The 23,597-nt window shown below is 65.4% G+C and carries 25 protein-coding genes and 1 pseudogene; 10 read left to right on the forward strand and 16 right to left on the reverse strand.

What is annotated here, in order from left to right; all coding sequences use genetic code 11:
* Positions 1–97 precede the first annotated feature (97 nt).
* From QSJ19_RS24190 to QSJ19_RS24210, 5 genes are all read right to left on the reverse strand, one after another.
* Positions 98–433, reverse strand: coding sequence for a hypothetical protein (locus QSJ19_RS24190; protein WP_286323587.1), 336 nt, complete (start codon positions 431–433; stop codon positions 98–100).
* Positions 434–549: 116 nt separating this feature from the next.
* Positions 550–741 carry a hypothetical protein gene (locus tag QSJ19_RS24195; protein WP_286323588.1) on the reverse strand — a complete coding sequence of 64 codons (192 nt, stop codon included), beginning with the start codon at positions 739–741 and terminating at the stop codon, positions 550–552.
* Positions 742–880: 139 nt separating this feature from the next.
* Positions 881–1,387, reverse strand: coding sequence for a hypothetical protein (locus QSJ19_RS24200; protein WP_286323589.1), 507 nt, complete (start codon positions 1,385–1,387; stop codon positions 881–883).
* 99 nt (positions 1,388–1,486) lie between these two features.
* A complete protein-coding gene (locus QSJ19_RS24205) occupies positions 1,487–1,744 on the reverse strand; it encodes a hypothetical protein (protein ID WP_286323590.1) in 258 nt (85 codons plus the stop codon).
* Positions 1,741–2,424 carry a hypothetical protein gene (locus QSJ19_RS24210; RefSeq protein ID WP_286323591.1) on the reverse strand — a complete coding sequence of 228 codons (684 nt, stop codon included), beginning with the start codon at positions 2,422–2,424 and terminating at the stop codon, positions 1,741–1,743. Before QSJ19_RS24210 ends, QSJ19_RS24205 begins: the two co-directional genes overlap by 4 nt.
* A gap of 39 nt (positions 2,425–2,463) precedes the next feature.
* Between QSJ19_RS24210 and QSJ19_RS24215 the strand changes: the two genes are divergently transcribed.
* Positions 2,464–3,006, forward strand: coding sequence for a DUF2716 domain-containing protein (locus tag QSJ19_RS24215; RefSeq protein WP_286323592.1), 543 nt, complete (start codon positions 2,464–2,466; stop codon positions 3,004–3,006).
* A 147-nt stretch (positions 3,007–3,153) separates the two neighbouring features.
* Here the strand turns inward: QSJ19_RS24215 and QSJ19_RS24220 are convergent, their stop codons facing one another.
* Positions 3,154–3,441 carry a hypothetical protein gene (locus tag QSJ19_RS24220; protein ID WP_286323594.1) on the reverse strand — a complete coding sequence of 96 codons (288 nt, stop codon included), beginning with the start codon at positions 3,439–3,441 and terminating at the stop codon, positions 3,154–3,156.
* A 374-nt stretch (positions 3,442–3,815) separates the two neighbouring features.
* Here QSJ19_RS24220 and QSJ19_RS24225 point away from each other — a divergent pair, with 374 nt between their 5' ends.
* Complete coding sequence (locus QSJ19_RS24225; protein ID WP_286323595.1) at positions 3,816–4,304, forward strand: ADP-ribosyltransferase; 489 nt, start codon at positions 3,816–3,818, stop codon at positions 4,302–4,304.
* Between the two features lie 377 nt (positions 4,305–4,681).
* Here QSJ19_RS24225 and QSJ19_RS24230 read toward each other — a convergent pair whose 3' ends face one another.
* Positions 4,682–5,326, reverse strand: a complete 645-nt coding sequence (locus QSJ19_RS24230) for a hypothetical protein (RefSeq protein ID WP_286323599.1) — start codon at positions 5,324–5,326, stop codon at positions 4,682–4,684.
* A gap of 208 nt (positions 5,327–5,534) precedes the next feature.
* Between QSJ19_RS24230 and QSJ19_RS24235 the strand changes: the two genes are divergently transcribed.
* The gene (locus QSJ19_RS24235; protein WP_286323600.1) at positions 5,535–6,116 is read left to right on the forward strand and encodes a hypothetical protein; all 582 of its coding nucleotides are present in this window, start codon (positions 5,535–5,537) and stop codon (positions 6,114–6,116) included.
* 45 nt (positions 6,117–6,161) lie between these two features.
* Here the strand turns inward: QSJ19_RS24235 and QSJ19_RS24240 are convergent, their stop codons facing one another.
* Positions 6,162–7,718, reverse strand: a complete 1,557-nt coding sequence (locus QSJ19_RS24240; RefSeq protein WP_286323602.1) for a hypothetical protein — start codon at positions 7,716–7,718, stop codon at positions 6,162–6,164.
* Between the two features lie 100 nt (positions 7,719–7,818).
* Positions 7,819–9,513 carry an IS1096 element passenger TnpR family protein gene (locus QSJ19_RS24245; protein ID WP_286323604.1) on the reverse strand — a complete coding sequence of 565 codons (1,695 nt, stop codon included), beginning with the start codon at positions 9,511–9,513 and terminating at the stop codon, positions 7,819–7,821.
* Positions 9,514–9,623: 110 nt separating this feature from the next.
* Here QSJ19_RS24245 and QSJ19_RS24250 point away from each other — a divergent pair, with 110 nt between their 5' ends.
* The 3 genes and pseudogenes from QSJ19_RS24250 to QSJ19_RS24260 all read left to right on the forward strand — a co-directional run bounded on the left by QSJ19_RS24250 (position 9,624) and on the right by QSJ19_RS24260 (position 12,016).
* Positions 9,624–10,577 (forward strand): phospholipase D-like domain-containing protein, encoded by a 954-nt coding sequence (locus tag QSJ19_RS24250; protein WP_286323605.1) that lies wholly within the window; start codon positions 9,624–9,626, stop codon positions 10,575–10,577.
* 591 nt (positions 10,578–11,168) lie between these two features.
* A pseudogene (locus tag QSJ19_RS24255) lies at positions 11,169–11,306 on the forward strand (dTDP-4-dehydrorhamnose 3,5-epimerase); the annotation flags it as partial.
* 419 nt (positions 11,307–11,725) lie between these two features.
* Positions 11,726–12,016: a hypothetical protein gene (locus QSJ19_RS24260; RefSeq protein ID WP_286323606.1), complete on the forward strand. Its 291-nt coding sequence runs from the start codon at positions 11,726–11,728 to the stop codon at positions 12,014–12,016.
* A 141-nt stretch (positions 12,017–12,157) separates the two neighbouring features.
* Here QSJ19_RS24260 and QSJ19_RS24265 read toward each other — a convergent pair whose 3' ends face one another.
* Genes QSJ19_RS24265 through thiM form a run of 4 tightly spaced genes read right to left on the reverse strand, consistent with a single transcriptional unit; the run spans position 12,158 to position 15,853 of the window.
* Complete coding sequence (locus QSJ19_RS24265; protein ID WP_286323607.1) at positions 12,158–12,817, reverse strand: GntR family transcriptional regulator; 660 nt, start codon at positions 12,815–12,817, stop codon at positions 12,158–12,160.
* The gene (locus QSJ19_RS24270) at positions 12,814–13,686 is read right to left on the reverse strand and encodes a sulfurtransferase (RefSeq protein ID WP_286323609.1); all 873 of its coding nucleotides are present in this window, start codon (positions 13,684–13,686) and stop codon (positions 12,814–12,816) included. The genes QSJ19_RS24265 and QSJ19_RS24270 overlap by 4 nt, the downstream gene beginning before the upstream one ends.
* Positions 13,683–15,032, reverse strand: a complete 1,350-nt coding sequence (locus tag QSJ19_RS24275; protein WP_286323612.1) for an LLM class flavin-dependent oxidoreductase — start codon at positions 15,030–15,032, stop codon at positions 13,683–13,685. Before QSJ19_RS24275 ends, QSJ19_RS24270 begins: the two co-directional genes overlap by 4 nt.
* Positions 15,032–15,853, reverse strand: a complete 822-nt coding sequence (gene thiM / locus QSJ19_RS24280) for a hydroxyethylthiazole kinase (RefSeq protein ID WP_286323613.1) — start codon at positions 15,851–15,853, stop codon at positions 15,032–15,034. Before thiM ends, QSJ19_RS24275 begins: the two co-directional genes overlap by 1 nt.
* 729 nt (positions 15,854–16,582) lie before the next feature.
* Between thiM and QSJ19_RS24285 the strand changes: the two genes are divergently transcribed.
* Positions 16,583–17,068, forward strand: coding sequence for a hypothetical protein (locus tag QSJ19_RS24285; protein ID WP_286323615.1), 486 nt, complete (start codon positions 16,583–16,585; stop codon positions 17,066–17,068).
* Between the two features lie 464 nt (positions 17,069–17,532).
* On the opposite strand, the gene QSJ19_RS24290 is transcribed toward QSJ19_RS24285, so the two are convergent.
* From QSJ19_RS24290 to QSJ19_RS24300, 3 genes are read right to left on the reverse strand one after another with little or no spacing between them, the layout of a single operon-like run.
* Complete coding sequence (locus QSJ19_RS24290; protein WP_286323616.1) at positions 17,533–18,843, reverse strand: amidohydrolase family protein; 1,311 nt, start codon at positions 18,841–18,843, stop codon at positions 17,533–17,535.
* The gene (locus tag QSJ19_RS24295; RefSeq protein WP_286323617.1) at positions 18,840–19,805 is read right to left on the reverse strand and encodes a PDR/VanB family oxidoreductase; all 966 of its coding nucleotides are present in this window, start codon (positions 19,803–19,805) and stop codon (positions 18,840–18,842) included. Before QSJ19_RS24295 ends, QSJ19_RS24290 begins: the two co-directional genes overlap by 4 nt.
* A gap of 58 nt (positions 19,806–19,863) precedes the next feature.
* Positions 19,864–20,460, reverse strand: coding sequence for a helix-turn-helix domain-containing protein (locus QSJ19_RS24300; RefSeq protein ID WP_286323618.1), 597 nt, complete (start codon positions 20,458–20,460; stop codon positions 19,864–19,866).
* 200 nt (positions 20,461–20,660) lie between these two features.
* Between QSJ19_RS24300 and QSJ19_RS24305 the strand changes: the two genes are divergently transcribed.
* The 3 genes from QSJ19_RS24305 to QSJ19_RS24315 are packed head-to-tail and all read left to right on the forward strand — an operon-like array spanning position 20,661 to position 23,559.
* On the forward strand, positions 20,661–21,941 hold the full coding sequence (locus QSJ19_RS24305) for an amidohydrolase family protein (protein WP_286323619.1): 1,281 nt from the start codon (positions 20,661–20,663) through the stop codon (positions 21,939–21,941).
* Complete coding sequence (locus QSJ19_RS24310; RefSeq protein WP_286323620.1) at positions 21,941–22,711, forward strand: ABC transporter ATP-binding protein; 771 nt, start codon at positions 21,941–21,943, stop codon at positions 22,709–22,711. Before QSJ19_RS24305 ends, QSJ19_RS24310 begins: the two co-directional genes overlap by 1 nt.
* 38 nt (positions 22,712–22,749) lie before the next feature.
* Positions 22,750–23,559, forward strand: coding sequence for an ABC transporter permease (locus tag QSJ19_RS24315; RefSeq protein WP_502876339.1), 810 nt, complete (start codon positions 22,750–22,752; stop codon positions 23,557–23,559).
* Positions 23,560–23,597 lie beyond the last annotated feature (38 nt).

Genomic DNA, 23,597 nt, shown 5'->3' on the forward strand with positions numbered 1-23,597 from the left:
CTCGGACACCACAACACGCCCCGACCACAGAACTCGATCCTCAAACCACAATTCCGATCAGTTCACCAGCCCACCGGTACCACACGAAAGTTCGAGGTTAGTAGTCGTATGGTGCGATGTCGGTGGCGACGAGGCTGAGGTGCTGGGCATCGATAGCGCCTGGCAGGTAGTTGAAGTACTCCGGTGAGGTCACCAAACGATCTGGGTCGATTCCGTGTACTTGCCAGACATCGACCGGGCCGCCGGTGTTGTTCATCCTGATAAAGAAGTCGCGTTCGAATGCACCGCACGCGATGAAGCACCCCTCCAGTTCAGGCTTGCGGCTGCCGGCGATACCGGGAGCAGCGCCCATCCGGCGAACATCGAGCCCATGAGCGGCGATCGAGTCACGGTTAACCACCGAGGACACGTGGAAGAATTCGCCCGCAGCCAACGTCCGACCTCCTCTGATTCTCGTTTCCGTGGCGGCAGTATGGCTCTGTGAGGTGTGCCGGAGCCAGTCACACGCCGCCGCGGTTGATACTCCGCGCCGTTGCTGAGCGGAATACTCTATGACGTACGCGATGTCGGTGTCCAGCGGTAATCGTCGGTGCGACACCACTGGGTGGGGCCGTCGTCGATGTGGATGGTGTCGAGGTTGAGCCACCACGTCGCATCAGGGTCCCAGCCGGCCAGCACGCTGGCCCCGTCGTGTTCGTCGACGGCAGTGGCGATGCCGGCGGTGCGCAGGGAGCCCCACACCGGTAAGGTGCACGCCGTCGAAGTCGGCGGCGACCGCGGTCCTCAGCCAGGTTCCCGCACGGCCCGCCGGACACCCCCTCGATACGATACCTCCGCCTATGTGACGTGAATGGCACCGACAGGTGAGAACTGTCGGCGCCTACTGGATCGCCGGTGAGGGCGACCACCGGGGAAGGCACGCACGCATCCATACCTCACGCAGCGCGACAGCGGCGAGTACGAGCAGCATCGAGATCACGGTGTGCGGTTGAGCCATGACGGAGTCGGGCGTGGCCACCACGAACAGTCCCAGCGCGGCGAACGGCACCAGCACCGTCACCACACCGGTGATCATCCGTCCCGACGCGCACGCGTCGATCAGGGCGGTGACCACCACGACGATGAACGCGATCAACGCATAGACGCCGGGGTCGTGCCACCACTGCGTGTAGGCGGGCTGCCATGCCACATCGACATATCCGGCGCCGCCGACGCGGGTCAGCGGGGCAAACATGGTCCATCCGCAGTCGGGGCCGAATGACGCCGCGATGCTCTGGTGGGTGTTCCACCAGTTGATTCCGCCGGCGAACAGAGTGGCGACGACGAAGACCCACCACCCGCCGTGGCCGACGGTACGGGACCACCGAGCTATCCGTGCGCGCGTCATGAGAACGACTATGCCTCATCGACACAGCGACTCATGCGTGGTTGTCGGCGCCGCCGAAGGGTGGCCACGACGTCGAGGTGAAGCTTGCTGAGTCGGTGATTAATCGAGGTAGCCGGTGTCGGAGTTGATCTGCGACAGGAAGTCGCGGATGGACTGCTCGTGTTGGGTGCGGGTCAGGATCGGTGGAGGCGGATGTGGGCGGAGTCCACTGGCCTGGTTCAGGGTGGTGCTGAACCCGTAGTCGGGGTTCGGGCCTGAGATCCAGTCGTAGGCGTACTGCCCTTCGGCGGGTCGGCAGGTGACGGTGAACGTCTCGCCATCGACGATCAGGGTCACGACGTCGTCGTCCGTACTCACGAAGCGGACCTGACATTGGCCCAGCCGACCGTGCGGGCGTGATCGAGCAGTCTTCGTTCCACGTGAGGGCGGTCGTCCGGAGCGGTTCGCCACTGCTCGACCAGGGTGCGTAGCGCGGCCGGTCCTGGCCCTTTGCCTGGTAATGATGTTGTGTCAGCGGGGTTTCCACTCCAGATGTGGGCTCCGATCACGGGGTGGACGAATCCGTCGCTGATGCGCGCTGACATCATCCGGCTGAATGCTCGATGCGCGGCGTGGCTGACTGCAATGCGCCGTTCGGTGGGATCGCCTGGTTCGCCACCGAGTGTGATAAGCAGGTCGTGGGCGAGGTGCTGCCTGCGCTCGGGAAGCCGATACGAGCGTGTCCGGGCGGGTTCGTCGTCGATCTCGGCCCACTGTCCGAGTGCAGTATCGACTGCGGCGTGTACCTCGGGCGGGATGAGCGCAGGTGTCAGATCACGACTCTCCCGGGTCAGCGCGAGGTAGGTGGTGGCGCCATAGGCAAAGGTGTCCCAGCTGCCTTCGTCGAAGGCGAAGCAGGTGGCGCGGTGGATGAACGAGTCGAAGGCGTCGCGGTGAAACGGTGAGCGACGGCGCAGACCGTCGGCCTGCCACACGGTCAGTCCGCCCCGCATGACCAGGCCGTCAAGCACCCGGAATTCGATATCGACAAGTCCCACAGACATCCACCGTAGCGGGCTGCGACGATGTGGGGTGTGATGCGCAGAACGCTCGATTTCAGTCGCCCGCTGCCTGCGGGGTGGAGTGAACTATCGCCGGAGGACAGTTCTCGCGCATGGTCGCGGTTCGCCGAGCGATTCGGGGGGTTACGGCCCAGCATCGGCCCCGTGGAGTGGCCGGCAATTCGCGAGCCGACACCATCGGTGACGTTCGACCTGAGCGTGGCTACGGCGACGCCCGGTCTGTGGGCGGCCCGCGGTGATGCGATCAACGCCGAGGCCCTGCGGTGTTTTCTGACCGCCTTCGACGATCCGGAATGGGTAGTGCTGGATTGGCAACACCCCAGCTACCAGTTGGATGCGGCAGTGCACGCAGCCACCGAGGACACCGAGTGGCGAGTCAGCGTGTACCCGAATGGCGACTACTACACGTTCGCGCGACCCGATTTCAGCGAGGGAACCTTCGGCCATCCGTGGGAACGCACTCTGTGCGTGTTCGGTCCGAGACTGGTTGAGACACTCGGCCATACCCTGTCGACCTGGCTGCCCCGCACCCGAGTCGACGGACAACCAGTCGACTAGCAGTCGCGCCCCGGAAAGACTGCGGGCACAATCACCTGAGGTCCTCGGAGCCTACTTCTGGGACCAGGTCGACCAGCACACCGATGTCAGCTCGGGTGATGTCGGGCGTGTCACGATCGACGGCGTCGTCGAGTGCGGCGGTGCCACCTACTGCGGCAGCTTCTTCAACGTTGCCTTTGCCTGCTTGCGGACCTCGCTGTCCGAATCGCCAACGTAACGCTCGATCGCGGGGCGCAGGCCGGTAGGCAGTGGTGTGAACTGCCGAATGTACTTGATGCCCAATGCGCGCACGCTCGGGTCGTCGATCTGGTCCACCACGATGTGCAGGCCGTCGTCGGTACCTTGCTCGATGAGCCATTCCAGCAGCGCCGCCCGTCCAGATCCGAGGGTTCGGTCGGCTGCCAGCGTCGCGATGAGGAATACGTCTCGCCTCATCGAACAAGGTCGACACCCATGGGCTCATCCCGCTCGGTCGGGAGATCGGATGACCGTCATGCACACCGGCGCTTCCACGAGCCAGCGCAATCGTACCTCTGGCTTCGAGAACCTTTCCGGTGAAATGCATTTACGACCGCAATAGGTCGCGCGCCCATTACGCTGCAGATCGCACACTTGAGTGAACACTTGCGAGACTGAGCACTTCTCGCCGATGTCCCACCACACCGCGGGAGGCCCACACGGTGAATCCACCTACCGATAGAGGGGGTATCGGGGGTCCAGACCTCGCGGACGCACATGCCGCGGCATATGTGCTGAACTCCGAGTACGAATCCGTCGTGAACTCGCTGGGCTCTGAGCAACTCGACGTCGTGGACGCCTGGCAGCGGGATGACCGCACGTACGAGAGGTTCCAAGCCGCCGCACGCGGAAGATCCGACGATCCCGTCGCGATTGAGATGGCCGACGTGCTCGACCAGGTAGTCGAGCGGCATCTGTTGGACCATACCGTCACCGCCTACCGCGGAATCCGGAACACATCCGACGTCTTCGGGACACTGAGCGCCGACATCGACTCGCTGCGAGGACGGCGGTTCTCACTGCGAGGGTTCTTTGCCACCTCGGTGTTCCGGGCAGTCGCTGTCGAGCAGTTCACGCGGCCACCGATAGGCGGTGGCGCTGCCCTGCTCGAAGTGACGATCCTGAGCGGAACGAGGGCGCTCTGGGTCGCCGCGGCGGGCGCACGTGAGCTTGCGTACCAGGGCGAACTGCTGCTGCCGTCCCGAGTCGTGGCCACGGTGACTGACGTAGATCTCAATAGCGTCATTCCGACCATCCGCGCAACAATTTCGACGCCGTGACCTCGGCGTTTCGAAACCCTATGTCGCAAAGTTGCGCTTCGCAGATTACCGTGGAGACTCATGGACGCGGCCGGACCGCGTCCGGCCGGATCTCCCGGTTACTTCGACGAGTGGTTGGAACGGCACCGTGGGTATTGCGCATCGCCTGTGGGACGACAAGCTCTTCCTGTCTGCCGACGAGGACACGGCGCCCCCCGCACTCGCAGGTCAGCTACTGTCGGCACTTCACCTACTCGATGCACCGCGGGATGAACAGGTCGAGGGTGTCCGGAATTGGCTTCGGAGCAACGAGCTGAGCAAGAGTCTCGAGATAAGCCTCTGTCGGCGCGGACTAGGTGACGCGCTGTCGCCTCGCTGACCGGCTGCTGCCGTGCCACCTACTGCGGCAGCTTCTTCAACGTTGCCTTTGCCTGCTTGCGGACCTCTCTGTCCGAATCGCCGACGTAACGCTCGATCGCGGGGCGCAGGCCGGTAGGCAGTGGTGTGAACTGCCGAATGTACTTGATGCCCAATGCGCGCACGCTCGGGTCGTCGATCTGGTCCAGCACGATGCGCAGGCCGTCGTCGGTACCTTGCTCGATGAGCCATTCCAGCAGCGCCGCCCGTCCGGATCCGAGGGTTCGGTCGGCTGCCAGCGTCGCGATGCGATCGTGGTCAGTCGGCACGGCCAGGTAGCGGAGAGCGTTGCCGATCGCGAACAGGGTTCCTGGGCTCATCTGAGGTTGTCGGTAGTACTCGTCCATCAGCAGCGGCACGGCCTCGGTGCCCATCGCGTCGATGGTGGTCAGCGCCCGAATAATTCCACTTCGGAAGCGCCCCAGGTCCTTCGGATCGGTCAGCGGCACTCGCTCGTCGAGATGTTGGAGCCAATCAATGAGCACCGGGACGACGCTCGGGTAGCGCTGAGTGGTGTTGACGAGGTCGGTGATGCTGCTGAACTGCAGGCCGTCCTTCTTGGCCGCTTTGGCAATGTCCTTCCCTATCAGCTCATGCGACCTGGTCCACTCCGGAGTCACGGCCATACCTAGATCAAGTCCATCCTCGTCACGGGCAACTCCCGCGCTACGTCGGTACCCCTCGGCCATCCCCGCGACCGCCGCGGGAGGTTCGGCATGCTGTCGCGTCGTCGACGACGTGTCCTACAGCACGTGAGAGTGTAATGGCAGTCGGGCCGGGCAAGGAAGCGTCCGGCATGACGAGCACAGTCACACTATCGAAGGGCCCGGCGAAATGGAGTGGACGTTCGAACGGCTGTCCAGCGGCCTGTGGCAGCCTGGTCTGGTCGGCTCGTACTTCGCCGATCGCGGACTGTCCGGAGTGTCTGGAAACTCGGGACTTCTACGTTTTCATGACGATCAATCCGGACCTATTGCCCAGCGCTTTGTCGACGGCGCTTTCGGTGGGATCGGCGTGCGCGCTGATGTTTTCGCTTTCGACTGGCGCGCTCGACAGTTCGCAGTCAGCACCTGTTTCGATGCTGAAGGCAACTACACCGGCGGAGGTCAGCCAGGGACAATCGTCACGCTCGACCCGTTCGATATGGTCACCGAGCCCTGGGGGTGCGGCCATCCGCAGACCGACGAGCTTCTGTGGCTGTTCGCGCTCGCTGAGACCGCCCGCATGACCTTTGATCCACAGTCCTACGACGAGTTCAGTTGGGCGGCAACGCTCACCACAGGTGAGCTGGCGGTGTTCGCTGCCCCGTTCGTCGGCATGGTGGTTCTCAACGGCTACGCGATCTGGGTGGTGTGGCGGCGAAAGTACCGACAGCAAGACACACTCACCCAGGTCAGCACAACAGGATCCGGATAACGCTGGTGCCACCGTGACCGGCCGGCGGAAGCATCGTTGCGTGCATCAGGTCTGCGCGTGGTCGTGCCAGTAGGCAGCGATGTCGCTGGTCTGTTTGAGGACTTCTCCCGGTGAGAGTGGGCTGGGCCAGATGGTGATGAGGTAGCTGTCGATCATGGCGCCGGTATCGGCCTCGCGCGCGGCGGTCATGTGGGTGGCGCTGTAGCGCAGCCGATAGGTGCCCGGCGACAGGGGCAGCTCGATGTCGGGCTCACTCGTGCCCCACCCGGTCAACGTCAGTGGCGTGTCAACAGCCAGCGGAGCTTCGACAATCTCCTCCCACGACGTGTCGACATCCGGCCTGTCTCCAGCGGTTTCGACCGTGACAGCAACAGTGCCGGTGTGCAGGCCGGTGGTGAACTTGATCGGTGCGACACTGGTGTCGACCAGACCGTTGCCGGGGTCCAGGCCGGCGGCCAGTGCCGGGATGTCGTCGGTGTAGTCGGCCGGCGACGACAGATAGAACTGCATGTAGGCCACCGGCACCGGACCGGAGTACAGCTCGCCGCTGGCGCCGATCGTTCCTGGGCTCGACAACTGATGTTCGCGAGCTGCTGTGGCGGCGGTGGTCTCAGCGATGACCTCGGCGGGATCGCGGGGCGGCGTGACCGCGGGGATGGATTCAAGGACACGACGAGCATCGTCGTCGTCGATCTGGCCGGGTGTGAAGCGCAGTTCCCGCACCCAGGTGTCATCGGACATGCTCACCACACCCTGTAGATGCGAACTGTAATCGGTGAGCGGATCTTCGGTGCCCGCCAGCCACTGGCGGAACACTATCTGCGGCCCCACCGCATGGATCATCATGGCCATGGCCCCGGTCTCGGGGTCTCCGTCCATGACCTGCGTGTTCAGCGTGGTCGGGAACCACGTCGGTTCCGGTCGCGGCAGGTCGGCCAACAACCGTTGCTTCTCTTCATGTTCGGCGATGTGTCGGGCGGTCTCGTCTTCATGCTCGATGCAGTCGCCGTGCCACGAGAACAGCTCGCTGTCGAACTCCTCGTCAAGGTGGTGTTCGAGGACTTCGAGTCCCGGATCGGTGGGCGAGTGCCAGCCGATGATGAATCCGGTCTCGGCGTCGATGACGAAGGTCTGCGCCGGATAGTGCTGATGAGCGTCGAACTGCACCTCCCAGCCGGCACGGCCAGCGATCACAATCTCGGCGATCGACACCGGATCTCCCACCGTGTAGCCGTTCACCGCATCCGACGAGCCCGGAAAAGGCCAGTACGTCGGGCCATTCAGCAGCATCCGCGAATGAAACCCGCTGTACATCGCCATCACGCGAGCCGCGCGCGAGGTGTGGACCATGCCCTCCGGCGTGTTGCGGTACTCCCCCTCCTCGTTGGTGATGAGCCGCACACCGCGCCGGTCCTCATCGCGCCACCGACACGGCGGATCCGCCCAGAACCGTTCGATCGCACCGGTGTCGAGACGCCGTACCGAAGCACGCACCGAACGTCCAGCAGTCCCATAATTCAGCGCACGAATCCGTCGCCACGACTCCACCATCAGCACACCATAGACGAGGGCCGTCCCGGCAAACGCGAACGTCGACATCACGATGGAGAGCCGTTCACGGCCGACGATCCCGTCCGGTCATCCACCGGGCCGAACCGTCGCCGATCGGCGTGAATGCGCGCATCGGCAGGGGCGTACACGGTCAGCGCACAAATACCCGCCTGAGTTGACGATTCACCGACGCGACATCGAATCGTGTGGCGTCGAAAAGCCGATCCCGCGGGTATCCGGCCCACTCTCGGAGCTCGGTGTGACGCGGATGAGAGGGGTCGGAGACGGCCATGGTGAAGTCTTCCCATCCGGGCGGTCCGCCGACGTCATCGAGCGGGGACATCCCGCCTCCGTCACGTACCTCGGCAACGAGGTCGGCCGGGTCATCAGCGATGTCGACGACCGTGATGACGTGCGTCCAACCGTCCCCGAAGTCGTACTCATAGGTGAGCTGCGCCCCCACACGGGTGAGCACTTCGCCAATCGTGGTGTGGCGTTCGTCGTCGACGTCCTCCCAATCACCCAGTTCCAGAGCCTGCGCAGGCATCCACCGCTCTCCGTCGGCGCGGAACTGATGCAGGTGACTGTCTTCCCAGTCGAACGCGATCTGCAGGATGTCATGGACGTCAGCCAGCGAGACAGAGGCGTCGACGGCGATGATCCGCCACACCGGTGGCGTCACTTCCTCCAGCTCCACCCGCAGGAGCAGTTCACCCTCCACCGAAGCGTCGACTCCTCCCCTGCCCGGTCCCACCGGCCGGGGCATGGCCGCCACGACAGCCATACGCAAGGCTTCCGGCACGACGTAGGCGTTGCCCTCCACGGTGAGCCACCCCTCGTCGACGAACAGAGCCAGTCGCCCATGGATCGCCTGCACGAACTGCGGGCTGAAGCCCACCGTGTCCACCCAACCATCGATGTCCTCGACCGTGTTCGGTCCGTCGGTGCATCCGAGGAACACCACGCCGGCCACCGCTTCGGTGTACTCGTCGGCCACCTCGCCGTCGCCGTTCAGGAATGCGCTCGCGATCCAGAAGGTCAGGGCCGCGCGCAGCACTTCGACCGGTGCCTGCTGCCACGAGTTCTCGTCGCACGCAGCCCAGGCTCGGCTCGTGTTGACCTCGATGAGCTGCAGCGTCTGCGCGTACATCCACAGGTCTCGAAGCGGCGCGAAACTGCTCATGCTGGTGTGGTTGGACGGCATGTCCCACCCGAGCACAGCGGCGAGCTCACGGGCGGCAGCAGGCTTCAGCCACCGACTCGCTGTGGTGGGTCGGCCGTCACCCAGCCACCCGAGTAGGGCAGTGAGCTGACTCAATGGCGCCGTGGCCAGCAGCGCGGCGCGTTCGAGCTCCTCGTCGGCAGATGCGATCTCCGTAGTGAGCAGCGACAGCCCCAACGCGGCCATGATCCGCTCGCGCGCGAGCTCAGGTACGTCGGGAGAGCCGCTCCAGCGGCCGGTCGACACGAGAAAGTCAGACAGCATCAGTGCGGCGAAGCCGATCGCGCGCAGCTGATCGGTGGCGATCGCCTCCCTGTCCCGCATGAACTCGAGGAAGCTCACCATCGCGTCGACATCATCGGTCGACCACGCCACCGGATCGAAGTCAGGTCTCACCGCGACGACAGCGCTCAGCAGGATCTGGAGTTGATCGGCGACACTGTCGGCGGCCTCATCGTCGCCGGGATAGACGTCAGCGATGACCCACTCCCGGAAACCGTCCGGAACCGCAGCCGCCAGTCGTTGCGGGAACAGCGGCACGACGTTGTCGTCGCCACGTGACGGCGCACGCTTGGCTTTGCGTCGTTCCCGCTTCTGCTGTTGCTTCGATCGCTTCTTCGACATCACTGCGCACTCTAGTCGGGCAACGCGCTGATGCGGTGGTGGGCCGGCTCTCGGGGCTGCGATGTCACACACTCTGTCGCGTCCGGGACTGGTGCACGATGGTAGACACCATGACCACACAGTTCATCGGACCGCATCCATGGCCGGTCATCGGCAAGAAGCTGTATGCGCGCGGGCCTCGCGTCGCAGCAATTGCATTCCTGGGAGCCGACGGCCCCGATCTGTTACGACACCTCCGTGACGGTGACACGCTCGTCGTCAATGCCAGCAAGGAGGCTGTGGCCTCGCACTCCACCTCACCGCATGCAATTGAAACGCTCATCGGCCGAGGTGTCGAGGTTCTGTCATCGCCCAAATTGCACGCGAAGGTGATGGTCACCGCGGAGATGGCCGTGATCGGCTCCGCCAATGCATCTGCGCACTCCGCTCAATCGCTGGAAGCAGTTGTCGTGACTGATGATCCGGCCATGGTCGAGAATGCCCGCGACTTCGTGATCGACGTCGCGGCCGACGCGAACACCATCGACGACGAACTGCTCGCCGAACTCCACCAGGTGTGGATCGACCACCCACGCGCACCAGTACCCGGCGTGAACGGCGGCTCCGCCGAATGGGGACTGCTGCCCGATCACGTGGCAGGAGTGTTGCTCGTACCTGTCGTCGCCGACGATCTGGCGGAGAGTGAACGAGAGGCCATGGCCGGAGAGGTCGAGCAGACACCGGAGTATCCGATCTTCGGGTTCCAGCTCGGAGACGATTCCGACGGATACCAGGTCGATGCGGTACTACTTCGCTACGAGGACGGCTACATTCACGAACCGACTGTGGTGTTCGGCGATGTTCGACGTCCCATACCGGGTCGGGCCGACGGCGCGTATCAACTGCTGCGGCACAAGCATCGCCAGCGTGGCCGACGAGCGAGTCGAGTTGCCTCCGAACTGTCCGCAGGCGTCGTCGAGGAGTTCGATGCAGCGCTCGCGGCCGACGACGACGTCATGCTGTCCGACGAACTCGCGGAGCAGGTGCTGCGCGTCTGGGGGCTGGTTGTCGGCGAGCGCGACTGACCCTATCGCGCTGCGCCTGGAGTGCGGTTGGGGCCCAAGTGCCAGAAACCCGGATTCTTTTGCTGGTTCGGGACCATAAGTTCTTGTTGTGTTCGCTTTGCCAGCAGACGTGGGTGACGAAAGTCACATTGATTTCCTGGGGTATCGTGCCGTAGGTAGGTCACGCCGCCGCCGACGTTGTTCCGATGGTGATGATCGTTCGGCGCATCACGCGCCTCCTGCCTTCAGGCGATAGTCCTTCACGCCCCCTCACCCTGAACAGTCGGTTCTGCCATAGGAGTCCGTTACGGTGCGATCCCAACATCCTTCGAACGAAGGACAGAACATCGACGACCCGGGAGTTCCGTGACACTACCGGCGCCACAGACTCCTCACCAGTGCGGCATGCCCAACATAAGAGTCACGAGAGCGGACCGATGAGTGGATAATCCACTTACCGCCGCTCCTGGGTGACTCTCATGTCGACGCCGACCGAGAAGGTGGCAACCACTCGACACAGTCAACGGGCCCCGGCGAGCCGAGGCCGGCGTGTCGTCCCTGGCCACTGACGGAACTCGGCTGCCGCCCGCGGCGAACGAGGTCTTGCCGCGACCGGGGCTGGGGATCGAGTGGCCGACGACGGCGCGGGACGAATCGCCGTTGGAGTACGTTCTGTCAGCGAAGGATACGGCGGCGCCGGGGTTGACGGAGGCGCGGGAGTTCGGGTTGTTGCCGGAGTACGACCAGGTCGCTGACACACGAGCACCGGCGCCGGTGAGTCCCGCTGGACCGGTCGCCGGGTGTAGTGCGAACGACGGAACCCATGTGCCGGGACGGTGCTCTCGGACTCGCGGCAGCTAAGCTGCGCCGAAGGGCAACCTCGGACGGCAGCTTGGAGCGCAAACGTGAACCGATGGAGTGTAGTTCAGCGAGCACTCACCGCGGTGGCGACGCTCGTCGGATGTGTCCTGCTAGTTGCGTGCTCGAGTGACGGAGATGGTTCATCGGACAGTGGTGGTAACAGTGCCTCGGACGTTGCGGATTCGACATCTGCCGCAGTTGTCGTGTCGAAAGAACAATGCACCAGCTTCGATGTTGCGGGACCTGATGGCCTCACTGCCCGTCCTCCAGCCGGAGGCCCGGAGGTGTCAGACGACTACGTTCGTTCCGTGGTGACCGAGTACACAAAGGTCTGCCAGTTCGGTGAGGGCCCCGGCAATCTGAGTGACGCCAGTGAGGCAAGTGCCAGCGCCGCTGCTCAACAGCTGGTCGACACAATCTGCTCCGGGACCGACGAAGAGTCGGTGGCTCAGATATACATCGTTGCAATAACTTTCCGACGTCTCGGCCTTCCCGATTTCGGTGGCATCCGTTGCAAGACCGAAGTCAAACCGTGGAATGCCCAACTCGCGCAGCAGAATGAGCAGGCGGCGCAGGCGAAAATCGATGGAGGCAACTGACGCCGGACTTCGGGCGCTGCCGCCGAGCCATGTTCTATTGTGAGGCTTCGGCGGGTGCGCTCGGACCAGTGCTGAGCGCAGTGGAGATGTGTTCCGCGAGTTAAGTCTTCGATCGTCCGACGTTGCACGGAGCGTCGTTGGTCAGGCGTGTGAATGTGCCCGCGCTCCTCGCACCCGCACCTTCTGATCGTGTCGCATGTGCTCGAGCATCAGCGATCTCGCCGCCTCCGCGTCACGGGCAACGATGGCCGCGAGGATCGCTTCGTGCTCCGCGTCTCTGTCGTCGTAGGGTCTGGCAACGGCGTCGGGGCGCCACGGCGCGGACACCTTTGCCTGAGCGTCGAGGGTGTGGAGGAGGTCGGCGATGGTGGCGTTGCGAGCGGCGAGCCGGACGGCATCGTGCCAGGCGTTGAACAGTTGTCGCACCTCCGTCTGGTCCGACGTAGCACGGGCCCTGGCGGTGAGGTCCTGCAGCCGATGCAGATCGATGTCATCTCGACGACCGGCCGCAGCGGCCGCCGCCGCGGCGTCGAGTTCCCCGCGTATCTCGAAGATCTCCAACAGTTCCGACTCCGATCGAATCCGCAGTGCGAATCCGCGCGAGGTTCCGCGGAGCAGGCCTTCCTGCTCCAACAGACCGAGAGCTTCGCGGACCGGTGTTCTCGATACTGCGAACTCGGCGCTCAGAACGCCGGGAACCAGTGCCACCTCGGCGGCGTACACACCTGTGGTGAGGCGTCGGCGAAGTTCGGTGTAGACGTGGTCACGGGCCGTGCCGCCCCCTGTGCCGCGCGCACTCATGAATCGTCCCCGAGCCAGGGAGAGGTCGTCAACGGTCGCGTGTCGTCGGCGCGCCACTCGGCGAGCGATCCGTCGAAGACGCGGGCGGACTCGATGCCGTGCTCAGCCAGCGCCAGCGCGAGGCCTGCTGCGTTGATTCCACCACCGCAGTACAGGATCGGCGACTGCGCGGGGTTCAGACCGGCAGCCTCGATGAGCTGCCGTGTGGCGGTCGGATCGTGCCGACCGTCGGGGTCGAGAGTGTCGGGGTATGGGATGTTGATCGACCCCGGAATGGACCCAGTCCCCGGAATCGCCGGGTCGCCGGCAAAATCTGCTGCACGCAACGCACAGATCACCGGCGCCCCACCGTCACCCGCCGCCGCCCGGGCGGTCTCGTCGATGTCGGCGATGACGTCCGGCACGTCGGTCGGCGTGAACAGCGATTCATCGGATACGGTCGGCCGCCCCGGTCCTACCTCGAGGTGACGACCGGATGCCTCCCATGCCGCGAGCCCGCCGTCGAGCACACGGACATCCTGATGTCCCCACGAGCGCAGGACCCACCAGAGCCGGGCCGCCCACGCTCCGCCAGACTGGTCGTAGGTGACCACCGTCGCGTGCGGACCGATGCCGACAGCCCTTGCGGCAGAAACGATCTGTGTACGGGTCGGCCGGGCGAAGGGAATCGACGAGCCCGGGTCGGAGAACACGGCGAAGAGGTCGGCGAAGCGTGCACCGGGAACATGGCCCGCCTCGAAGAGGGGACGTCCGTCGCCGTACCGCGGTTCATCGTCGTTGCGCTGCACCGTCGCGTCCAGCAGGACGACGTCGTCCAGGTGCTCGGCCAACCAGTCCGCATCGACGAAGTGCCTGTCCGATGGTGTCACGAGAGCGCCTCGGCGCGTGCCGATTCCGCACGCGCACGCCACTCGCCCGGGTCCGGTCGACGGAGCCCGAGGTGGTCGCGCAGGGTCGTCCCGCTGTATGCGGTGCGGACCAGACCTCGGCGACGCAGTTCCGGGACGACCTCGCCGGCGAAATCCTCGAACGCGGCGGGGACGTGAGTCGCCTGGATCATGAACCCGTCGGCTGCACCCGCATCCAACCACTGCTCCATCGTGTCGGCGATCTCGGTCGGCGAGCCGACCATGTTGCCCTCGGTGCGGGCTCCGTACCATTTCCCGATCTCCCGGATCGTGAGCTTCTCGCGCCGCGCGAACTCCAGGATCTCGCGGTAGTGGCCCTCCACTCCGACCTCGTCGAGCTCGGGAAGCGGGCCGTCGAGATCGTACGCGGTGAGGTCCACGTTCACGTGGTAGGCCATCCGTGACAAGCCGGCCTCCGGTGCGACGAGGTCGACGAACTCCTCGTGCCGACGTCGAGCGTCGCGCGCATCCGACCCGACGACGGTGGTCGCGGCGGGCAGGATGCGGACCTGCTCGGGATCTCGGCCGCGGGCTACCACCCGTGCACGGATGTCGCGAGCGAATTCGACTGCAGATTCCAGCGACTCATGGCTGCAGAAGATGACGTCCGCCCAGCGGGCGGCGAAGTCGCGGCCGGAGGGAGACGCACCGGCCTGGATGACCACCGGATATCCCTGCGGCGGGCGCGGCACGCCCAGCGGCCCGCGCACCCGGAAATGCGTGCCGTCGTGGTCGATCGCCGATACCTCGTCAGGTCGGCCGAATGTGCCGGACTCCTTGTCGCGGATCAAGGCGTCATCGGACCAGCTGTCCCACAGACGGGTGGTCACCTCCAGGAACTCCTCGGCCCGGTCGTACCGTGCCGCCCGTCCTGGCAGTGCATCCTGGCCGAAATTCTGCGCCTCGGCGTCCTGGAAGCTGGTCACCACGTTCCACCCGGCGCGACCACCGGTGAGGTGGTCGAGCGTCGCGAAGGTCCGTGCGAGGTTGTACGGCTCGTGGTAACCGGTCGAGACGGTCGCTGCCAGCCCCAGATGCCGGGTGACCGCGGCCATCACCGTGATGACCGGCAACGGGTCGAGACGCGGTGTGCCGGTGCCCCATCGGACCGCGGGATCGAAGGTGTCACCGAGACTGCGTGGTACCGCGAGAGAATCCGGGACGAACGCCAGATCGAAGCACGCGTCCTCGAGGACGCGCGCGATCCGCACGTAGTGATCGGCGTCGAGGAATCCGTCTCCTGCCTCGGGGTGGCGCCAGCCGACGGTGCCCTGAGGGCCGGCGTTGAGGAAGGCTGCCAGATGCATCAGTTGGCCAGCTCCCAGAGTCCATCGACGAGGGCGGTGGCGAACGAGCCGCTCCCGCCGCGCGGCCCGAGCCGGTTGGCGGCGTTCTCGGCCGCGCGCGCGTAGGCGGCGTGAGCCGCGACCGCCGCATCGAACGGATCGCCGGCCACCGCCGCCACCGCGGCGTTGAGCGCGCCGAGACTGCAGCCGGCACCGGTGACCTGAGTGAGGCGGGCGTCACCGCCCCCGACCGCGACGACGCGCCGGCCGTCGGTGATGTAGTCGACCGGCCCGCTGACGGCGACGACTGCTCCGGTGCGCGAGGCGAGATCGGTGATGTGCGGGACGGCATCGGCCGAATCGGCCGTCGTCTCGACACCCTTGCCGAGTGCATCCCCGCCGGCCAGGGCAATCAGCTCACTGGCGTTCCCGCGGATGATCGACGGCCGATGATCGAGCAGCGAACGCACGAACGCGTCGTATCCGGTCGCGCCCGCACCATTGGCCACCGGGTCCAGCACCCACGGGGTGCCTGCGGCGTGGGCGGTGCGTGCGACCGTGGCCACGGTGTCGACGTCATTGCTCATCACCGTCGCGGTGTTGATCCACACGCCCCCGGCGCCGGCCGGGAAGACGCTGGGCCAGTCGACTCCTGCGCCGATGGCAGGACCCGCACCCGCTGCCAGCAGGACGTTGGCGCTCAGGTTCGCCGCGATGTAGTTGGTGAGGCCGTAGACGAAAGGGGCGGATGCCGCGACCCGCCGGAAGGTGTCAGCGACAGGCGCGTCGTCGAACGATCGTCGCTCGACGGTCGTTGCGTCGAACGTGGTGGTCTCGGTCATGGTGCTCCCTCATGGGCGGTTCGCGATCAGGCCGGAGCGGTCGTCGGCCCCGGGTATCTGTATACAGCTGAATACAGATACCGGGCTCTGTTGAAATCACTGCGATCAGAACCAGACAACTTCTGAGGCTGCCCGTGTATCGACGGCTCATCCTCGCCGTCCGCGGGGAGCACGACGGTGCCGTCATGGCGTTCCAGGGCGGCGTGCCGCTCATTCCTGCGTCCGCGCGATGGGCGTTCGGTGCCGTCACACTCTGAGCGCGGCGGCAGACCGCAGCGAATCGCCGACCACGTCGATCCGAAATCAGAGATGACGCGAAACGTACCGCCCACCGTGACGTTCGTCGTCATCTGCGGGCTCGTCGCGCAATGCCGACGAGTACCGGACGAGGGACCCGTTGTCCTGGCGGGCGGGGTCAGCGGGTGCCCGGATCGCTCTTGCTCATGGCCACCACCACAAACGGCGTACTCACCTCCCGGCGTGAGCCGGTCTCGTTCTACGACCTCAGCCTCGGTTCACATATCTTTCCACAGGACGAATTCACGGCTCGTAAACAGATCCATGTATCGCCAGTCGTGGCGGACCGTGCGGTTGCGTCGTGGACGCCGACACTCCCACGGGCACTGGCATTGTTCAGATGCTCGAAGTGCGTCGGGAGTGACGAACACGAACAGCGCGCAAGGTGATGAAGATGCTCCCCGGCCACGACGTCGTCCGTACCGTGGATTCATGCGCGACCACGTGACATCGACCAGGCCGCATGTGCGTCTGCACTGGTGGTTCCTGGGCTGGGTCGCCCTGGTGCTGTTGATCGCAGCCGGATTCGTCCTACCGCGCATCCTTCACCGTGATCCGTGTCATGACGTGCTGCCGTACGCGGCCGACATGGGGTTGCGCCTGTCCGACGACGAACACGTCGTCTCCTGCACGAACTATCCGTCTTTTCCCGACTCGTCGGCAAAGGTCGTGGTACGCACCGCGTCGCCCGCCACTCGCCAGGCCCTTCTCGACCGTTCGGGCGTCACCGAAGAGGTCGAGCGTTCGACGATCAGCGTCAACGACGGCCCGTTCCATGAAGTGGTACGCAGACCGAACCTCGAGCGAAGTGAGCAGGTCTACAAGGCGACCACAAGAAGCGGCGACATCCTGAGCATCAGCTACGACGAGCACAACGAGGCAGGTCTGCTCCTTGAGGTGAATGCCATGGAGACCTGACCATTCCTCTCTTTGAGTCCTGCGTGCTGCCAGTTCCTTACAGCCATAGCGTGTTCGGATGATGCCGACAGACAAGTCGTCGCAGCTTCGGCACAGCCACATCCCTCTCGTTGTGCCACTGATGAATCTCGGACTGGCACCGGGAACTGAGGCAACTCGACGCAGAACGGGATGCTCATCGTCGCGCGATGGCGATCGCCCGGGCGCATGGCCGGGTCGACCTCGTGGACGAGATCCTCACTCGTTTGCTCAGATCGATCCCGACTTCGTGATCCCGCTCGACGGCCGGATGCCCAGCTCCCGGCATAGCGAGTAGAGTTCGAGCTTTTCGGTCATGATCCAGCGTGGCACCGGCAGGTCTCATTCTCTGAACCGCGATGGCCGGATCGTTCAGCCAGTACAGATTTCCTCTCCAGCAGTGCCAGGGGCTCAGAGTGAGCGGGTCTGACGATTCTGCTGCCCGGCTAGAGCAGCGGGTCGCCGACAAGCAACGCACGGAGTTCCGCCGCCAGCGTCCTGGAGTCTGCCGTCACAAGCGTTCCACCCCGCACCACCCACCGTCCGCCGACCATCACATCCCGCGGCCGGCGACCGGGCCCCGCCCACAGCAGGCCGTCGACGGGATCCGGTACCCCGCTGTCGAATACGTCGGCGCAGTCCCACACGCACAGGTCGGCCGCGGCACCGGCGCGGAGATGGCCGAGCTCGGAACGGCCGAGCCCGGCGGCCGACCCCTCGGTGGCCATCGCCAGACACACGCGGGCAGACACGGGCTCGCCGATGAGGCCGGACAACTGCATGGCCAGGCGCGCATCCGCAAGCAAATGCCCGGCGTCGTTACTTCCACCGCCGCTCGTACCCAACCCCACCCGGATCCCGACCGCGCGCAACGCCGCGACCCGAGCGACACCCCATCCCATCGGCACATCACAGCCCGGCGCATGCGTTGCGGCCGCACCGGACTGCGCGAGCACATCGACCTCGGCATCGGTGATATCGCACAGATGCGCGACAGTGACGTCCTCGGCCAACCATCCCCAGTCGGCGAGGAGTTCCAGCGGCCGCCGACCGTAGCGTTCCGCGGCCACCGCGACATCGATCTGCTCATTCGCCTGCGTTCGACGCCGCAGACCCAGAGTGGCGGCGACCTCGGCCAGCGCCGCGAACGTCTCGGGCCCGTCGGCATGGACCCCGGACGGTCCGACCGCAAGCTGCACCAAGCCGTCGGCCGAGACACCGTCCGTCGCGTCAGGAAGATGTGCATCGTGGATGTCGACGACGGACTGGGCCGCAGTCTCCGGATCGTCCCGCGCAGTCCCACGGACGAACACCAGACGCGCACCGAGGCGTCGGGCGGCGGTGATCGTGGCTCCGGCCAGCGCCACCGGGTCCTGATCACGCGGCCAGGTGAGGTGATGGTCGGCCACCGTGGTGACACCGCACAGCAGCGATTCGGCAAGACCCACCGACGCTGCGGCAGCGGTCAGTTCGGGCTCGACACCCGTCGTCGAATACCGCGTCGACATCACCGCCAGCCATTCCTGCATCGACCGGAATCGCGTGTCCTGCCGCGACCGGAACGCGGTCTGCAGAAGATGATGATGCGCGTTCACCAGACCGGGCGTGATGACGCAGCCGGAGACATCGACGACCTCGGGGTCCGCCGGTGTCGATCGGTCGGAGATCACACCGCCATCGACGACGACGGGACCTGCGCCGATGGTGTCGCCGTCGACCATCACGGCATCGGCGCCGGTGAGGATGAGAGGTCTCATAGCTCGAGTACCAAACGGCCACTCGTACAACGAGACACACAGATCATCATGGACTCGTTCTCCGACCGCTCCTCTGGCGACAGGACCGAGTCCCGGTGATCCACCTCGCCGCTGACCACCCCGGTCTCACACGTCCCGCACATCCCCTCGCGACACGACGAGGGCGCTACCACTCCCCGGTCCGCCAGAACGTCGATTATCGTACGATCCTCCGGGACAGTCACAGTCACTCCCGAGAACGCCAACGACAACTCGAACGCCTCGTTCGGGGCTGCGGAATGCACAGACACAGTGAACCGTTCGACGAACGAGTCCACCGCGGGCTGTACGGCGCAGGCGTCGGCGACCGCATCCATCATCGACGGCGGCCCACACGAGTAGACGGCGGTTCCACGGGCGAGCCCGGCAAGCGCAACGCCCAGATTCAGACGACCGGCGTGACTCGACTCGTGCACCGTGACGTGGCGCGGGTGGCACGCGAGAAGATCATCGGCAAAGGCCATTTCGGCGCGTGTACGCCCGATGTAGATGAGTCGCCAAGGCCTACCGGAATGTCGAGCCTGTTCGATCAGCGTCAACATCGGAGTGATGCCGATACCGCCGGCGACAAAGACATACTCCAGAGCACGCGTGAGTTCGAAGTGATTGCGCGGTGCGCTGATCCAGACCTCCGAACCGACGGCAAGGTCGTCGTGGACGGACACCGAACCCCCACGGCTGTCCGAGCGACGTTCCACAGCGATCCGGTAGGTACCGGCCTCGTCCGGCGAGGAGCACAGCGAGTACTGGCGAGTCGGTCCGGCCGGCGTCGTGAGGTCGATATGCGCGCCGGCCGACCACGCAGGCAACGAAGCGACGTCGACCGGAGTGAGCTCGAACTCGTCGATCCGGTCGGCGACGCGTCGACGCGACGATATGCGAACACGGATCTGGCTTTGAACATTGTTGGATGACAACGACATCGGGATCTCCTCGCCTGAGCGATCGTCGCCGCCGCGTTTCCCAGCCACAGGAACCCCCCTACAGTGACGCCTGCACCACCAGCAGATGGGCGACCTCGGGGCCGACGAGCCGCCACCGATGAGGGATGCCGCCAGCGTAATAAAGACTGTCCCCTGTGTGCAATTCGATGATGTGGTTGTCACCCAGGTCGATCTCGATCGCTCCGGCGACCACGTGCACCCACTCGTCCTGTTCGTGCTGGAAGTACTCGCGGTAGTCGCGCCGGGCGATCACCTGCTCCTGCGGGTAGAACGCCGCGGCCTCACCGCGGACCAGGAGCCGGGCATACCCTGCGCTGTCCCCCGCCTGCGGCAAGAGTGCGCCCTCATCCGATCGCACCACATGTGCCCCCGCCGGGGATGTCGGGGAGCGGCGGACACGCGCCGGATCCGCGGCCAGCATCAGACTCACCTGCGTGGTCTCCAACGCGCGAGCGATACGTTCCAGTGTCGTCATGCTGGGACGCGCGTATCCACGCTCGAGCTGGGACAGAAACGAGTGCGAAATCTCTGCTTGCTCAGCAAGACTCGTCAGCGTCACCCCTCGCTGCTTGCGTCGTCGGCGAATCTCGGCGCCCAGCGACGCCTGCGCCTCGTCCTGCTCGTCGAGCGCCATCTCCCATCACCTCCAGTCGGCCAGCTTTGGTTACACGCTTGCCCCCGTGGTTAACACGTCGGCAACACCGCGTCCCTATATTCGTCCCTGTTGACGTGGTCAACAATTAGCACATGCCTCACGCCACCGTCCCAGCCCACGGTGAAACCACTGCCCTGCGCGACGATGCGCACCACTCAGTTCAGTCCACTGGAGCCACCATGCCGGCCACATCTCCCCGACCTGTTCGGGGCATCACCGGGACGTTGCCCGACGGCTCGCTCGTCGACCTGGACGTGACCACCGGTGCGGACGGCGTTGTCCGCGTCGAGCGCGTCACTCCCGCGCGCTCGCAGGAACGCGGCCCCGACTGGCTCGACCTCCGGGGATTCGTCCTCACCGCGTCCGCCGCGGAGCCGCATGCCCATCTGGACAAGGCGTTGTCCTGGGCCGAGCTCCAACCGCCACTGGGCGACCTCACCGACGCGATCACCTCGTGGCGCACCGGGAGCGTCCACCTCGACGAGGAGTCATTCCGACGTCGCGCACTCCGCGCGGCAACGTCGATGTTGCGCAACGGGATAACTGCGGTCCGCACCCATGTGGACATCCTCGGCGACGAGGATCCGCTACGGGCGATCCGCGCACTCGATCACGTCCGGGCGCAGCTGGACGGGGTGATGACGGTCCAGATCGCCGTACTCGCGAATCACCGTACTCCCGCGGCGCTCGTCGAAGACGCACTGGACACCGGTGCGGACCTGGTCGGTGGCGCACCGCATCTCGCCGACGATCCACTCACCGAGCTGACCAGACTCCTGGACATCGCCGAGAAGCGCGGAGTCGGAGCCGATCTGCACATCGACGAGTTCCTCGACGGTGACCATCTGACCATCGAGGCATATGCGGGCCGGGTTGCCGACTGGCCGCGCGATCGTATCCGCACGGCCGGACACTGCAGTCGCCTCGCCACACTGCCGGCCGACGATCTGGCCCGTATCGCGCGCATGCTGGCCCGCGCCTCGGTGTCGGTGGTCGCCCTCCCCATCACGAACCTGTACCTGCAGGGGCGGTCCGGTCCGTCGGGCGGGCATCGCGGCATCACCACCATCGACGTGCTCCGCGACGCCGGGGTGTTGGTGGCCGCCGGCGCCGACAACATCCGCGACCCCTTCAATCCGGTCGGACGTGCCGACCCCCTGGAGACGGCCTCGCTTCTCGTCACCGCCGCGCACCAGTCACCCCACGCGGCTGCAGAACTCGTCACGAACAGCGCCCGAGCGGCCTTGGGTCTCGAGCCGGCGGGACCCCAGATCGGTGCGCGCGCCGACTTCCTCGCCGTCCGCTCGACCGACGTCATCGACACCATCGCCAGCGCACCGGCCGACCGCGTGGTGATCGTGAACGGTGTCCCGGTCGCTCGCTCCGAGACCACCTCCTGGACCGCGGTCACCGAGATCGCCGCCGAACCGACCCCCGTTCCCAGCGTCATGGAGAGATGATGAGTACACCTGGTTCGACCACCCGGTCGGCGCTCGGCCACCCGCTCGTCGGGTTCGAACGCATCGACCTCACCTATCCGGACGGCACCCACGCGCTGCGCGATGTCAGCCTCAGTGTCCGAGAGGGCGAGTTCGTCAGTGTCGTAGGCCCTTCCGGTTGCGGTAAGTCCACACTGCTTCGGCTGTCCGCGGGCCTCGAGACGGTGACCGGCGGTTACCTGCAGTGCGGCGCAGAACGTATCGGATACGTCTTCCAGGATGCCACCTTGCTGCCATGGCGTTCGGTCAAGGACAACGTGTCCCTGTTCGGCGAGCTCGACGGCGTCTCCCGGGGCGAACGCAAACGTCGTGCCGAGGACGCACTGAGCACGGTCGGGCTCGACGGCTTCGACAAGCATCTGCCGCACATGCTCTCCGGCGGTATGCGGATGCGGGTGTCGCTGGCACGGTCACTCACCCTCGACCCCGACCTGTTCCTGTTCGACGAACCATTCGCCGCGCTCGACGAGATCACCCGGGAGCGGCTCGGCGTGGAACTGAGCGAACTGTTCGCGGCCCAGCGGTTCGCCGGACTGTTCATCACCCACTCGGTGGCCGAGGCGACGTTCTTGTCCTCTCGGGTGTTGGTCATGTCCGGACGCCCCGGAACGATCGTCGACGAGATCGAGGTCCCGTTCGACCATCCCCGGTCACCCGACCTGCGCTTCGCGCCGGAGTTCGGCGAGATCGCCGGCCGCATCTCGCATGCGCTGAGGGAGGCCCACTCATGACGACGACCGACCCCACCGACACACGATCGACGACCGAGATGACTGTCGCTGCACGCACTCGGAGCCGTAGGCGCCCACGCCGGAAGGTCAGCGCAATCGTGGGACCACTGGTCGTACTGTTGCTCGTCGTCGCCGCCTGGTACATGGTCAGCTACGCCATCCTCGATCCGGCTCGACGCTTTCTGATGCCGCCGCCGCACGAGGTGATCACCGATGGTCTGCTCGGCGACGCCGCACCGGAGATGTGGGAAGCTCTCGGCCGGACTGCCACGGTGGCCCTCACCGGCCTGGCCATCGCGGCAGTCATCGGCATCGCATGGGCGGTGATCATGTCACAGTCCCGCATGATGGAGAACGCCCTCTTCCCGTATGCGGTTGTTCTGCAATGTATTCCCATACTCGCGCTGGTTCCGCTGGTCGGGTTCTGGTTCGGATTCGGCTTCAGCGCACGCGTATTCGTCTGTGTGCTGATCGCGCTGTTCCCGATCGTGTCCAACACGCTCTTCGGCCTGCGCTCTGTCGACCGCCAGATGCGTGATCTCTTCGCGCTCCATCATCCGGGGCGGCTCACCATCCTGCGCAAGCTGGAGTTCCCCGCCGCCACCCCGGCCATCTTCGCCGGCCTGCGGATCTCCGCCGGCCTGTCGGTGGTCGGTGCGATCGTCGGTGACTTCTTCTTCAAGCAGGGCAATCCCGGTATCGGGATCCTGATCGACAACTACCGTTCCCGCCTCCAATCACCCGAGTTGTTCGCATCGATCGTGTTGGCCTCGCTGTTGGGAGTGGCCGTCTTCTGGTTCTTCGGCTGGCTCGGCGACCGGATGGTCGGGCGCTGGTATCAGCGGTGACCCCCTGCCGAGAAACATGACTCGCCATCTCCGCCACC

Source organism: Gordonia sp. ABSL11-1, assembly GCF_030315685.1.
Taxonomy (GTDB): Bacteria; Actinomycetota; Actinomycetes; order Mycobacteriales; family Mycobacteriaceae; genus Gordonia.

Bases quoted from the DNA above. Each gene is read 5' to 3' on its own strand.
- QSJ19_RS24250 (WP_286323605.1), top strand. From the start codon at position 9,624: ATGACCACACAGTTCATCGGACCGCATCCATGGCCGGTCATCGGCAAG.
- thiM (WP_286323613.1), bottom strand. From the start codon at position 15,853: ATGACCGAGACCACCACGTTCGACGCAACGACCGTCGAGCGACGATCG.
- QSJ19_RS24300 (WP_286323618.1), bottom strand. From the start codon at position 20,460: ATGGCGCTCGACGAGCAGGACGAGGCGCAGGCGTCGCTGGGCGCCGAG.
- QSJ19_RS24220 (WP_286323594.1), bottom strand. From the start codon at position 3,441: ATGAGGCGAGACGTATTCCTCATCGCGACGCTGGCAGCCGACCGAACC.
- QSJ19_RS24230 (WP_286323599.1), bottom strand. From the start codon at position 5,326: ATGGCCGTGACTCCGGAGTGGACCAGGTCGCATGAGCTGATAGGGAAG.
- QSJ19_RS24295 (WP_286323617.1), bottom strand. From the start codon at position 19,805: ATGTCGTTGTCATCCAACAATGTTCAAAGCCAGATCCGTGTTCGCATA.
- QSJ19_RS24305 (WP_286323619.1), top strand. From the start codon at position 20,661: ATGCCGGCCACATCTCCCCGACCTGTTCGGGGCATCACCGGGACGTTG.
- QSJ19_RS24215 (WP_286323592.1), top strand. From the start codon at position 2,464: ATGCGCAGAACGCTCGATTTCAGTCGCCCGCTGCCTGCGGGGTGGAGT.
- QSJ19_RS24290 (WP_286323616.1), bottom strand. From the start codon at position 18,843: ATGAGACCTCTCATCCTCACCGGCGCCGATGCCGTGATGGTCGACGGC.
- QSJ19_RS24310 (WP_286323620.1), top strand. From the start codon at position 21,941: ATGAGTACACCTGGTTCGACCACCCGGTCGGCGCTCGGCCACCCGCTC.
- QSJ19_RS24285 (WP_286323615.1), top strand. From the start codon at position 16,583: ATGCGCGACCACGTGACATCGACCAGGCCGCATGTGCGTCTGCACTGG.
- QSJ19_RS24265 (WP_286323607.1), bottom strand. From the start codon at position 12,817: ATGAGTGCGCGCGGCACAGGGGGCGGCACGGCCCGTGACCACGTCTAC.
- QSJ19_RS24200 (WP_286323589.1), bottom strand. From the start codon at position 1,387: ATGACGCGCGCACGGATAGCTCGGTGGTCCCGTACCGTCGGCCACGGC.
- QSJ19_RS24275 (WP_286323612.1), bottom strand. From the start codon at position 15,032: ATGCATCTGGCAGCCTTCCTCAACGCCGGCCCTCAGGGCACCGTCGGC.
- QSJ19_RS24245 (WP_286323604.1), bottom strand. From the start codon at position 9,513: ATGTCGAAGAAGCGATCGAAGCAACAGCAGAAGCGGGAACGACGCAAA.
- QSJ19_RS24315 (WP_502876339.1), top strand. From the start codon at position 22,750: ATGACTGTCGCTGCACGCACTCGGAGCCGTAGGCGCCCACGCCGGAAG.
- QSJ19_RS24235 (WP_286323600.1), top strand. From the start codon at position 5,535: ATGGAGTGGACGTTCGAACGGCTGTCCAGCGGCCTGTGGCAGCCTGGT.